This window comes from Legionella stuttgartensis (assembly GCF_977063405.2).
The window spans coordinates 401,685-413,852 of record NZ_CDRUHA020000082.1; the positions used below are offsets into that span (position 1 = coordinate 401,685).

Genomic DNA, 12,168 nt, shown 5'->3' on the forward strand with positions numbered 1-12,168 from the left:
AGTTAAGAAACTAAGTATCTCTACGTTCCGCAGCTTGTCCGCGGAACTCAGAGTCCCGTAATATCACCGGATCCCGCGGGTAAGCTGCGAACAAATTGTGAGGCGGAATATAAGATAATAGTATTAACTTAAGGTACTAACACTACGTTACGCTGAGTACTTTATAACTAAATAGGTTTTAGGCTAATGAACGAACATAAAGTTTACGTAAACCGAATTTTAAATATGAAAAAAATCAAGTTAATTGGTCTGGACATGGACCATACCTTGATTCGTTATAATTCTGAAAATTTTGAGTCGCTGGTTTATCAACTTGTTAAAGAGCAGTTGGTAGAAGTAAAGCATTATCCTGAGCAAATTAAAAAATTAAATTTTAATTATCATGATGCCATTCGTGGTTTGGTTATTGATAGAAAAAATGGCAATATTTTAAAGCTCAGTCGTTATGGTGCAATTCGGCAGAGTTATCACGGCACGAAACCTATCGATTATGTAGAACAACAACAAATTTATCGAAGTATCTATGTGGATTTGAGTGATCCGAATTATATGGCTATTGATACCTCTTTTTCCATTGCCTTTTGCGTTTTATATGGTCAATTGGTTCACTTGAAAGATACTCTATATCCTGAGGAAATTCCTAGTTATCAAACCATAGCGCAGGATGTACAATTTTGTGTAGATAAGGTCCATTCTGATGGTAGCTTAAAAACAATCATCAGTAAAAATTTACCAACATATGTAATTAAAGAACGCGCGCTGGTTGATGGGCTGAAGCACTTCATCCATCATGGTAAAAAAATATTTATTCTCACCAACTCTGATTTTTCTTATACCAAGCTATTGCTGGAATACGCAATTAATCCTTTTCTAAAGAAAGGTGAGAGTTGGATCAATTTATTTGAATTTGTCATTACCTTAGCCAATAAACCCCGCTTTTTTTACGATAATCTTCGTTTTTTATCAATTCATCCAGCTGTGGGTACAATGACTAATACAGTAGGTCCAATAGTGCCAGGCGTGTACCAAGGAGGTAATGCCAAAAAATTTACCGAAGATCTACATGTCCGTGGTGATGAGATTCTGTATATTGGCGATCACATTTATGGGGATATCTTAAGGTTGAAAAAAGATTGTAATTGGCGCACTGCTTTAGTTGTCGAAGAGCTTGGAGATGAAATAGCGGCGCAAGCACGAGCCATGCCCATAGAGAAAGAAATCAGCAAGGCAATGGACGTCAAAAAAGATTTAGAAAAACAATACGTCAAGTTGTACACTAAAATGGTTGATGAAGACTCAAAGCAATACAGCAATGAAATACAGGAGTTGCAAGCACAAATCAGCAGAATTGACGCACAGCTTACCAAATTGTTAAAAGAGCAACAAAGCTATTTTAATCCAAAATGGGAACGTATTTTTCGCGCGGGTGCCGAGGAAAGTTATTTTGCCTATCAAGTGGACCGTTTTGCATGTATTTATATGGAAAAACTATCGGATTTATTAGAGTACTCTCCTGTAACTTATTTTCGTGCGAACAGACGTCTCCTGGCGCATGATGTCGAAGTGTAGGCATCTTTGGTTGATCTTGAGTTAAAATGGTTCTAAGAAATGCTCACATGGCAGCTATGCTGTAATGGCACTAAGTTAAGCTTATTCTCTTAGAGCCTACGTTCAGCGACTTGTTCGCGGAAACCAAAGAGTGCTGGCTTCGTAGCTGGATCCCGCGAACAAGTCGCGGACGTAGGCAGAGAGGAAATATAAAAAATACTTTTAACTTAGTTCCATTAATCTGTGCTGCGTTTTTCTAAAACCAATTCAACCTGTACGCATTTGATTTTTCAGCAAGATTTTCTACTCGTGGCTAGGAGACAACAACTGTTTGAGGTAATAATGATGGTACAAATTGATGTTTCACTTGTACGAAGATTGATTGATTCACAATTTCCACAATGGGCTAATTTACCTATCAAACCCGTAGAATTTAGTGGTTGGGATAATAGAACCTTTCATCTAGGCGATGAAATGACCGTTCGCCTTCCAAGTGATACATTTTATGCGCTCCAAGTAGAAAAAGAACAGCATTGGCTTCCCTACCTTGCTCCTCATCTAACGTTGCAAATTCCAACACCTATAGCGAAAGGAGAGCCGGCAGAGGGCTATCTTTGGCAATGGTCAGTTTATCGATGGATTGAAGGGCAAACAGCATCCATTGAACGCGTTAACGATCAGAGCCTATTTGCCGCGGATCTTGCAAAATTTTTATTGGAATTACAAGCAATTGATACGACAGGAGGACCATTAGCTGGCGAGCACAGTTTCTATCGTGGAGGCCCACTGATAACTTATGATGCTGAAGTACAAGAGGCAATCAAAATTTTGGCGAAACAAACCGATACAGCAACTCTATCTTCAATATGGTCCGAGGCGCTCGCTGAGCCCTGGCAAAAACATCCTGTTTGGGTTCATGGTGATATTGCTGTGGGCAATTTATTGATTCAAGAAGGATGTCTTCGTGCAGTAATTGATTTTGGTCAATTGGCTATCGGTGATCCAGCATGTGATTTGGTACTTGCTTGGACATTTTTAAAAGCACAAAGTCGGGATGTGTTTCGTAGGACTCTTCAACTTGATAAAGCCACATGGGCGCGCGCTCGGGGATGGGCCTTGTGGAAAGCATTGATTGTATGTGCCGCATTACCAGGTACGAATCCTTTGGATATTACGAAATCTTGGAGTGTAATTGAGGAGATCATTGCAGATTATAATAATGACAACTAAGATCATATTGAGGCATGAATTAAATCCTCTAAGTAGGATTTTAGACCTATAGACAACTTATGGAATAAATAATTATAAGGAAAGCCATGTCAACAATTAACCTATTGAAAAGAGTGATTTTTGTATGTTGTTTGGTGGGTGTTACTGTATTCCTCAGTTCCTGCAATACAAGTGAACCCGATCAACCCATTTCATCAAGTAATGAAAAAGGTTATGGCGGAGAAGGAGGCGGTGGCCATTAAGTTTTAAATACTCATCATCTTGCAGTGTTTATCTGTGGGATGATGAGTGCCTTGCCAAATGGAAACGGAGTATTTATCAACTACCGAATTACTTTTCTTAATGTTTCCAGGCTAATATTTCCTCCACTTAAAACCACCACGGCATTTTTTCCTGGATAATCTTTGGCGCATTTTAAAAATGAAGCCAGAGCAACTCCTGCAGCACCTTCAATTAATAAATGTTGTGTTTTTATGATTGTAAGGAGTGCCGATTGAATTTCATTTTCGGAAACTAAAACAAAATCATCCACATAATCGCGACACAGGTCCAAAGTAATTGAGTCAGGCTCAATCCCCCCAGCTGTAGCATCTGAAAGGGTTGGCAAGGTTTCCATGGAAATAATTTTCCCTGCCTTTATTGACTCAGACATAACTGGAGAGTTTTCTGGTAAACACCCTATAATTTTGGTTTTTGGAGAAACGGCTTTCATGTATCCGGCAATTCCCCCAATTAATCCGCCTCCGCCAACGGGTATAAAAACTACATCAATGGAATTTAGTTGGCGCATCAGCTCTACAGCAATGGTGCCCTGACCCGCAACTACTTGAGTATTGTTATAGGGAGACACATAAACCATGCCCTGTTGTTTTGCATAGTCTATTGCGTGTAACTCAGTTTCTACACAATCGTTCCCATAGAGTTTAAGAGACGCATTATAAAAACCTATATTTTCCTTTTTTACGGGAGATACATTTTCGGGAACAAAAATAATTCCTTGGCGATTGAGCTGATGCAATCCATAGGCAATTGCTGCCCCATGGTTTCCGGTAGATGCCGCGATAATCCCATTTTGCTGCTCTGTTTTTAAAGACAATAAAGCATTAAATGCGCCGCGTACTTTGAATGAACCTGTATGCTGTAAATTCTCACATTTTAAATGAAGGTTTACCCGGGTTAATTTACTAAGTGGAACAGAGAAATCCAAAGGAGTTTCACGAATATAGGAACGAATTCTCTGTTCTGCCTTAAGTACTTCAGTTTTAATATCCAGCATGAGTTGCTTTCTCCCTCAACTATGAACGATGTGGGTAATTATATAGTGGCGCGTGAAATCTACTTATATAGACAAGAAAATAAATCAGTTCAAAAAATAATTTCTTAATTCTTCCTTAAGGTTTGATCTTTATACTTAATCCTGAACTAAAAGGGAGCCCGGATGCTATGCGTGTATTAATTATCGAAGACAGCGTTTTTAATGCATTTTGCTTATCTCGACTCATGGAGTCAGTGATTACTCCAATATCAATAGATGTCGTAAGCAACAGCCAAGATGCTTTGTCTTTTATAGATACACATGCACCAGATCTGGTTATTATTGATGGTGAGTTGAATTTGATTGATGAGTCCTCTACTCATGGCCCTCAACTTGCAGCGGTAATACTTCAAAAATACCCTCATCTTCCTCTTATCGCATGGTCAGATTCTGAATTTATGCACGGATCTTTTGCTAAGATTTTTATTCAATATAATCGGTTAGTTAATGAATATAATACTTGGACTAAAACCATAAGTCCGGAATGTATTCAAAAAACTTGGGCTTATTATTTTGATGAGTCAATTGGAAAAAAACAGCAAGCGTTCTCACATGCCTCTCATGCTAAAAGACTGGCTGGCTATCAACTAGACTGCATTTAGGCTTACATATGTTGTTCTGAACTTCTCTTAGGTATTGTCAGCAAAGACCTGAAATACGCGCTATAATTGTAAATATATACTGTTTACAGGACAAGTAAATAGATCTTTTTTTTTAAGGAAATCGCAAATGATGGATTATGAACGAATGCAGAGGCCTTCGGATCATCCACCAAAAAAAATACATAAAACAAAAAGAATTCGTAAAAAAGAAATGGATAATGATCTCAGTTCCTTAGGCCAGCAATTTAACAAGGCTAAAAATCACCAAAACAAAAAGCATGCACCAATAAAGGAGAGCATACTTGATTTGGAGGTACAACCTATTAAGACAGAAGAAGCATTTTATGCAAAAAGTATTCTGCAAAATATTCTAGAAAGCTCAATTGAGTATTCAATTGTAGGAACAGATTTGGATGGAAAAATAATTGTCTGGAACGAAGGAGCTTATCGTAATTACGGATACCATGCTACAGAAATGGTAAACAAGAAGAATATTTTGGACCTCTATAATCCCGAAGATATTAAATCCGGAGCTGCTCAGGAGTTTATGCAAAAAACATTGCGAGAGGGGAAGGCAGATAAGGAGTTTGAACGCATTCGCAAAGATGGGTCAACTTTTATTGCCTCGGTCACCTTAGCATTGCGTCGGGATAATGAAGGCCGCCCCATTGGGTTCGTTATGATTTCCAAAGACATTACTGAAGCAAAGAAAATTGAAAATCAATTGATAAAGACGAATGAAGAGTTAGAACAATTTGCTTATATTGCATCACATGATTTAAAGGCTCCTTTGCGGGCAATCGAACGTTTAGCGACCTGGATTGAAGAAGATAATATTGATAAGTTAGATGATAAATCGAAAGATCATTTGGCATTATTACGGCAACGTACGTTGCGTTTGGCCAATTTAATCGATGGAATATTACAATATTCACGAGCTGGTCGATTAGATTTGAATCTTGAGCTTGTAAATACCAAAGAAATTTTGAAGGAAATTATTGAGAGCCTTAATCAAGAAGGCCGATTTGAAATACATTATCCAAAACATCTGCCGATTTTTAAAACAGCTAAAATTCCATTGATGCAGGTATTATCTAATTTGCTGGGCAATTGCATAAAACACCACCATCGAAAAAAAGGTACGATTACAATTGAGATTGAAACATCAGGTGCCTTTTATACGTTTACGATTCATGATGATGGACCGGGAATTCCCTCCGAGTTTTTTGACAAAATTTTTATGGTTTTTCAAACGCTTAAATCAAGAGATGAATTGGAGTCTACAGGTGTTGGCCTGAGTATAGTGAAAAAAATTGTTGAAGCTCAGGGGGGGCGAGTTATGGTTCAATCTCGGGTTGGACATGGAACTTCGATGTCATTTACCTGGCCTAAGCAAATCAGCAAACAAGATTTGAACCCTCATTAATATCGTTTAGCGGATAGTAATGGCTACTAATCCTCTTTTTTGTTAGGGAACTCAAGCAGATTCCAATAGTGATGTAAGGATGAAATTACTTCCATAAAGTCTGAAATTTGAAATGGTTTGACAATATAGCCAGCCGCATTCAAGTTGTATGCATCTATTTTATCTTTTTCACTATTTGAAGTAGTAAGAATAAAAATCAATAGAGATTTTAATTGTTTATTGGTTCGAAGAGTTTTCATAAACTCGATACCATTCATTTTAGGCATATTGATGTCTAAGAGAATTATTTTTGGGGTTGGTGTTAGTTTCTTTTCTCCATTAATGCCTAATAATTTGTTTAAGGCATCTATCCCATTAGTAGCCACATGCAGTGGATTATTGATTTTATTTTTTTTAAATGTTCTTTGCATATCTTTGATATCAATTTCATCGTCATCCACAAGCATAAAATTAATGGATTTGTCCAATTGATACATAATTTTTATTCCCTATGACCGTGTAATATAGATTATAGGCAATAAAGTTAACTATTTCACATAATGATCTTTTATTGATACTATAATCAAAGTATGAATCAATATAATTAGGATAAGTCTCTTTTAGAAAACTAATTCCTAATAACCGTGATTTTGAGCCATTTAAAGAACACCATCGCGGCAGGAGAATGACTATGGAATCCAAAGGAAACATCGTTGATATTTTGTATATTGAGGATGATATTGTTGATGTCGAGGGTGTAAAACGTGTATTTAAAAAAGTTAAAGAGTCGTGCGCTATTGAGGTGGCTTCAAATGGTGAAGAAGCATTAAATAAATTATTCGGGCGGGATGGACAAGCAAAAATTCATCCGAAAGTTATTCTCCTTGATATTAATGTCCCTAAAATGAATGGGATCGATTTGCTGAAAATTATCCGTAAAGATCCTTCATTAGCTTTTACCGAAGTATTTATTTTGACTAATGCTTATACAAAAGAGGATAAGCTTGCGATCAAGGACTTAAATGTTAGAGGACAAATTATTAAACCTCTTGAATATGGTGACGCCTTGAATATTTATTGGGCAACCCATCATGTATAAAATGAAGCGCTAATGCTTCACATACCGCACAACCACGCTGCTTCATCGCATAACAAAACATTATTAATGAGCTGCATCCCAATTAGCGCCTGTACCAATAGAGACTACCAGCGGAATGGAAAGTTCCACTGTATGCTCCATTAATTCTCGAATTATCTTTTTGCTTGACTCAATCTCTTGGGCATTTACTTCAAAAACCAATTCATCATGTACTTGCATAATCATCTTGGCGGGTGGATTTTTTTGCTCATTTTGCCATTTAGCAATAGATATCATCGCTTTTTTAATGATGTCTGCAGCAGTACCCTGCATCGGTGCATTGATTGCTGTTCGCTCTGCTGCCTTTTGGCGTATCATGTTGCGTGCATTTATTTCGGGTAAATACAAACGTCTACCAAACAAGGTTTCTACATAACCTAGATGATGAGCTTGCTGTCGGGTGCGATTCATGTATTCCAAAACTTTAGGATAGCGCTGGAAATAGGTGTCAATGTAATATTGTGCATCCTGACGTTCCACCCCGATTTGTTTAGCCAAACCAAAAGCAGACATTCCATAAATCAAACCAAAATTGACTGCTTTGGCGCGACGGCGTTGCTCACTGCTGACTTCATTTAAGGGTGTTTGAAAAATTTCGCTGGCTGTTGCTGCATGAATATCCCAACCGTGAGCAAAGGCTTTTAATAGATTTTCATCTTGTGATAAATGAGCCATGATTCGTAATTCGATTTGCGAGTAATCTGCTGCAAGAATGATGCAGTTTTCAGGTGCTATAAATGCAGTACGAATGAGCCGGCCTTCCTCACTTCGAATTGGAATATTTTGCAAATTGGGCTCGCTTGAAGAGAGTCGGCCTGTGGCAGCGACTGCCTGGTTGTACGTTGTATGTACTCGGTGCGTCTGCGGATTAATTTTTTTAGGTAGGGTATCAATATATGTAGAAACTAGTTTCGTTAGACTGCGGTATTCGAGAATTACTGCCGCAAGACGGTAATCATAAGCGAGTTCTTGCAGTACAGACTCTGCTGTGGAAGGTTGTCCGGTTGGTGTTTTTGCGATCACTGGTAGTTTGTGTGAATCAAAGAGGATCTCTTGTAATTGTTTGGGAGAATTCAGATTAAAAGGTTTGCCTGCCAATTGTAATGCTTCTTGCTCTAGCGCATTAATGCGCTCTTTTAAACGGTTTCCATGCTTCTCCAAAGTTACGGAGTCAATCAGCACTCCAAGTCGCTCCATATCAGCAAGCACCGTAACTAATGGCATTTCTATATCATTGAATACTTTTTGCACTGATTCAGGGAGCAAAGGGAACAGTTTATTGTGAAGTTGCAGCGTAATCTCTGCATCTTCAGCGGCATAAGCTGCTGCTTTATCCACCGGAATTTGATCAAAACGCAGTTGTTTTACTCCTTTTCCCGCAACTTCTTCATAACTAATGGCTTTATGTCCTAGATATTTTAAGGCCATTGAATCCATGTCATGACGCCCGGCACCGCTATTAAGCACATAAGATTCTAACATGGTGTCATAACAGATGCCTTGAAGGCTGATGCCATGATTTTTCAATACGGAATAATCATATTTGAGGTTTTGGCCGATTTTTTTAATTTTGGGATTTTCTAAGATAGGTTTTAATGCAGTTAATACTTCTTCACGAATTAATTGGGTCGTTCCATCTGTATGCGTAAATGGAATATATACGGCTTTTCCTTCTTCAATCGCTAAAGAAATTCCGACGATTTCTGCAAGCATAATCTCAATGCTGGTTGTTTCTGTATCAATGCAAAATGCTTGGCATTGTTCCAGTTGATTGAGTAAATGATTTAATTGGTGATTGGTGGTAATTAATTCGAAGGGAATGTTGAATGTACTAGGTTTTGAGGATGTACTTCCTTCTTCTCCTAAAAGATCTTTCAGCCAGTTTTTAAACTCAAATTGACGGGTTAACTCAATGAGTTGTTCTTTATTCATTGGCTTAGGTTTTAACTCCCCCCAGCTTAGAGGTAAATCAACATCTGTTTTAATCGTCACCAATTTTTTGGATAATGGCAGTTGAGGTATGCCTGCACGTAAGTACTCACCAATTTTGCCACTAATTTCAGCTGCATGTTGAAGGAGATTATCCAGAGTTTGATATTCGGTAAGCCATTTGACTGCGGTTTTAGGTCCACATTTGGTTATCCCTGGAATGTTATCCACACTGTCGCCAATAAGTGTAAGATAATCAATCATTTGCTCTGGTACTATCCCAAATTTTTCTTTGACCCCATCAATACCCATGATGGTATTACTCATAGTATTGATTAATGTAATATGTTCATTAACGAGCTGAGCCATATCTTTATCGCCAGTCGAAATGACCACAGAAATTCCTTGTTCGGTCGCCTGCCTTGCCAAAGTCCCTATTACATCATCGGCTTCAACGCCTTCGATAATCAATATGGGAAGTCCCATCGCTTCCAGTATCTGGATCAAGGGCGCAAATTGAGAGCTTAACTCTTGGGGCATAGGCGGTCTATGCGCTTTGTATTCTGGATACCATTCATCTCGGAATGTTTTTCCCTTGGCATCAAAGACTACTGCTAATTCTTCTGGTTGATAGTCTTTAATGAGCTTTTTAATCATATTAGCTACCCCATAGATGGCACCTGTGGGTTGGCCTTTTGAATTAGTTAAAGGCGGTAGCGCGTGGAAGGCGCGAAAGAAATAGGATGAGCCATCAATAAGAATCAAGGGGGATGTCATAGTTACTCTGCCTCTGCTTTGGCTAGTTGCTTCTTCAATGATTCAACTTGTTCCGAAAGTGCTTTAATGTTTTTACGTATCAAAGGGATTCGATTGACACCTAACTCATGTTGAATGGCAATATCTTTAGGGCGAGCTGGATTGCCTAAATAAACATTTCCTTCTTTCAAATGTTTGTTCGGTGGTACCCCTGTACGAGCACCTAATACCACCCCGTCATCAATACGTACATGATCGCTAACCCCAACATTCGCCGCAAAAATTACGTGATTTCCGGAAGTCGTACTTCCTGCTATGCCAGTGAAACCACATAAAATGTTATGTTTACCCAATTTAACAGAATGCGCTATCTGGACCAGGTTATCAATTTTGGTCCCCTCGCCAATAACAGTCGCCCCCATGGTGGCGCGATCTATGGCGGTATTTGCTCCTATTTCTACATCGTCTTTAATAATGACTCGCCCAACATGAGGTACTTTGAGGTGTTTGCCATCAACAAAGGTGTAACCAAAACCATCAGAGCCAATAACAGTAGATGCATGAATTATGACTCGGGAGCCAATTTGACACGAATCATACACAGTGACATGAGAATGAATGGTGGTGTGAGCACCGAGAGTCACCTCACGACCAATATGAATATGGCTTTTTAAAATACAATGATCCCCAATAACGCTACCTGATTCGATGACCACATAGGGCCCTATAAATACTTCCTTCCCTAATTGCACTCCTTCGCCGATAACTGCAGTGGGGTGAATGCTAGGAACGACTGTTTGGGGCGGATTAAAGTGATTCATCAGAGTAATAAAGGCTTTGAATGGATGCTTTACTTGTATTAATGGTTTTTGAGAGGTAGTGATTTGTTCATTGACTAATATAGCAGCTGCTGGTGAGGCCTCTGCCAATTTTATATTTTCATTACTGTCAGCGAACACTAAGCTTCCAGGTTTAATTTCATCAATAGGAGATAAGAAAGAGATTTTTATTGAGTCATCACCTATGACTACCCCTTGTACCTTATTTGCGACATCACGTAGTGAATAACTCATTTGTAAGCCTTTTTTTATAAAATAGCTGATTATATACTCAAGAAACCTCCATTGCTATGTTTTAAATGACTTGATTGCTTTGCGTAGAATCATCTACAAAGTGAGTCTTTATTAAGTCCCTTTCATTTTTTAAATTGGAATAAAATATGGTGATACCTGAGCTCGCTGTCTTTCACCGTGACTACAATTTTGACTTCATTGGATGAAGATTATGAACCATTTTCTGAAGCGCAACAAAGCCCGGCAGCCGCGGTTAAAATGTAGTGATATGAAGTATAGAAAAGTAGGTCCAAATACTGTATAAAATTAGCCTGAATGCTTAGGATTTCATGATTAAAAATCAAAAGGACATGTATGTTGAAAAAAATAATAGCCTCAGGGTTTTGTGCGCTGTTTACCGTAAATGTATTTGCTATGGTAGATCCTTATGCCCCAGTGTTACCCCAGGTTTGGTCCTCAATCATTATCGTAAGTGGGGGACCTGCGTGGTCTAATCCAGGGAAAGATCAATATCTTTATCCTTTTCCGCCCCCGCAGAACAACTTATATCTAGCTGACTCGAAATCCGATTGGTTAGGATCGGGTGAATTGTTTTTTGGACTACAGCATTTTATTGGTGCAAGCAATGTTATTGCTCAATTTGGACTCGGGGTGGCCGCAGCCAGTGATGCGAGTCTTTCAGGAACAGTTTCTGTTGATGGTGTTCCCGATGTTTATACCTATAGCTATAAGGTAAGTCATGTGCGGGCGGAGTTTAAAGGGAAACTTATTGCTTGCGGGTTCCAAGCAGTTCAGCCTTATTTAAGTGGTAGTTTTGGTGTGGGTTGGAACCATGCTCATGATTGGTTTCCTACTACAATCGATCCAGTTCTGTATCCTACCTACTGGTTTGACACTGCCAGTACGGTTGCTTTTTCCTATACTGTTGGGTTAGGCGTGCAAAAAATGTTAACCCCTAACTGGCAAGTAGGTGTAGGCGCTGAATTTGCAGATTGGGGTAAAAATTATTTAGGTGATGATGGTGCGACCTTAGACCAAGGCCCCGGTATGCCCCATTTATATACTGCAGAATTATTGTTCAGTGTGGGTTATATGTTTTAAGTAGCTGTGGTGTAAAGAATTCCTCTTTGCAAACAGCGGCCTCTAGATCACATCTGCGTCTACGCCCCGCG

At 38.8% G+C, this 12,168-nt stretch carries 11 protein-coding genes; 7 read left to right on the forward strand and 4 right to left on the reverse strand.

Going from position 1 to position 12,168, the window contains the following annotated elements; translation table 11 throughout:
• Positions 1-186: 186 nt before the first annotated feature.
• From ACWTEW_RS29660 to ACWTEW_RS29670, 3 genes are all read left to right on the forward strand, one after another.
• Positions 187-1,569 (forward strand): HAD-IG family 5'-nucleotidase, encoded by a 1,383-nt coding sequence (locus ACWTEW_RS29660; RefSeq protein WP_454781613.1) that lies wholly within the window; start codon positions 187-189, stop codon positions 1,567-1,569.
• Positions 1,570-1,890: 321 nt separating this feature from the next.
• Positions 1,891-2,778, forward strand: coding sequence for an aminoglycoside phosphotransferase family protein (locus ACWTEW_RS29665; RefSeq protein ID WP_454781614.1), 888 nt, complete (start codon positions 1,891-1,893; stop codon positions 2,776-2,778).
• Positions 2,779-2,864: 86 nt separating this feature from the next.
• On the forward strand, positions 2,865-3,020 hold the full coding sequence (locus tag ACWTEW_RS29670) for a hypothetical protein (RefSeq protein WP_454781615.1): 156 nt from the start codon (positions 2,865-2,867) through the stop codon (positions 3,018-3,020).
• A gap of 80 nt (positions 3,021-3,100) precedes the next feature.
• Here the strand turns inward: ACWTEW_RS29670 and ACWTEW_RS29675 are convergent, their stop codons facing one another.
• Positions 3,101-4,054 (reverse strand): threonine/serine dehydratase, encoded by a 954-nt coding sequence (locus ACWTEW_RS29675; protein WP_454781616.1) that lies wholly within the window; start codon positions 4,052-4,054, stop codon positions 3,101-3,103.
• 167 nt (positions 4,055-4,221) lie between these two features.
• Here ACWTEW_RS29675 and ACWTEW_RS29680 point away from each other — a divergent pair, with 167 nt between their 5' ends.
• The gene (locus tag ACWTEW_RS29680; RefSeq protein ID WP_454781617.1) at positions 4,222-4,695 is read left to right on the forward strand and encodes a response regulator; all 474 of its coding nucleotides are present in this window, start codon (positions 4,222-4,224) and stop codon (positions 4,693-4,695) included.
• Positions 4,696-4,822: 127 nt separating this feature from the next.
• The gene (locus ACWTEW_RS29685) at positions 4,823-6,121 is read left to right on the forward strand and encodes a sensor histidine kinase (protein WP_454781618.1); all 1,299 of its coding nucleotides are present in this window, start codon (positions 4,823-4,825) and stop codon (positions 6,119-6,121) included.
• Between the two features lie 26 nt (positions 6,122-6,147).
• Here ACWTEW_RS29685 and ACWTEW_RS29690 read toward each other — a convergent pair whose 3' ends face one another.
• On the reverse strand, positions 6,148-6,597 hold the full coding sequence (locus ACWTEW_RS29690) for a response regulator (protein WP_454781619.1): 450 nt from the start codon (positions 6,595-6,597) through the stop codon (positions 6,148-6,150).
• 194 nt (positions 6,598-6,791) lie between these two features.
• Between ACWTEW_RS29690 and ACWTEW_RS29695 the strand changes: the two genes are divergently transcribed.
• A complete protein-coding gene (locus tag ACWTEW_RS29695) occupies positions 6,792-7,199 on the forward strand; it encodes a response regulator (protein ID WP_454781620.1) in 408 nt (135 codons plus the stop codon).
• A 63-nt stretch (positions 7,200-7,262) separates the two neighbouring features.
• Here the strand turns inward: ACWTEW_RS29695 and polA are convergent, their stop codons facing one another.
• Positions 7,263-9,944 (reverse strand): DNA polymerase I, encoded by a 2,682-nt coding sequence (gene polA / locus ACWTEW_RS29700; RefSeq protein ID WP_454781621.1) that lies wholly within the window; start codon positions 9,942-9,944, stop codon positions 7,263-7,265.
• A gap of 2 nt (positions 9,945-9,946) precedes the next feature.
• Positions 9,947-10,996: a UDP-3-O-(3-hydroxymyristoyl)glucosamine N-acyltransferase gene (gene lpxD, locus ACWTEW_RS29705; protein WP_454781622.1), complete on the reverse strand. Its 1,050-nt coding sequence runs from the start codon at positions 10,994-10,996 to the stop codon at positions 9,947-9,949.
• Positions 10,997-11,350: 354 nt separating this feature from the next.
• On the opposite strand from lpxD, the gene ACWTEW_RS29710 reads away from it, so the two are divergent.
• Entirely contained in the window at positions 11,351-12,097 is a 747-nt protein-coding gene (locus tag ACWTEW_RS29710; protein WP_454781623.1) for an outer membrane protein, read from the forward strand.
• The last annotated feature ends 71 nt before the right edge of the window (positions 12,098-12,168 follow it).

Excerpts from the sequence above, each read along its gene's own strand:
- ACWTEW_RS29660 (WP_454781613.1), top strand. The coding sequence starts at position 187 with ATGAACGAACATAAAGTTTACGTAAACCGAATTTTAAATATGAAAAAA.
- ACWTEW_RS29665 (WP_454781614.1), top strand. The coding sequence starts at position 1,891 with ATGATGGTACAAATTGATGTTTCACTTGTACGAAGATTGATTGATTCA.
- ACWTEW_RS29670 (WP_454781615.1), top strand. The coding sequence starts at position 2,865 with ATGTCAACAATTAACCTATTGAAAAGAGTGATTTTTGTATGTTGTTTG.
- ACWTEW_RS29675 (WP_454781616.1), bottom strand. The coding sequence starts at position 4,054 with ATGCTGGATATTAAAACTGAAGTACTTAAGGCAGAACAGAGAATTCGT.
- ACWTEW_RS29680 (WP_454781617.1), top strand. The coding sequence starts at position 4,222 with ATGCGTGTATTAATTATCGAAGACAGCGTTTTTAATGCATTTTGCTTA.
- ACWTEW_RS29685 (WP_454781618.1), top strand. The coding sequence starts at position 4,823 with ATGATGGATTATGAACGAATGCAGAGGCCTTCGGATCATCCACCAAAA.
- ACWTEW_RS29690 (WP_454781619.1), bottom strand. The coding sequence starts at position 6,597 with ATGTATCAATTGGACAAATCCATTAATTTTATGCTTGTGGATGACGAT.
- ACWTEW_RS29695 (WP_454781620.1), top strand. The coding sequence starts at position 6,792 with ATGGAATCCAAAGGAAACATCGTTGATATTTTGTATATTGAGGATGAT.
- polA (WP_454781621.1), bottom strand. The coding sequence starts at position 9,944 with ATGACATCCCCCTTGATTCTTATTGATGGCTCATCCTATTTCTTTCGC.
- lpxD (WP_454781622.1), bottom strand. The coding sequence starts at position 10,996 with ATGAGTTATTCACTACGTGATGTCGCAAATAAGGTACAAGGGGTAGTC.
- ACWTEW_RS29710 (WP_454781623.1), top strand. The coding sequence starts at position 11,351 with ATGTTGAAAAAAATAATAGCCTCAGGGTTTTGTGCGCTGTTTACCGTA.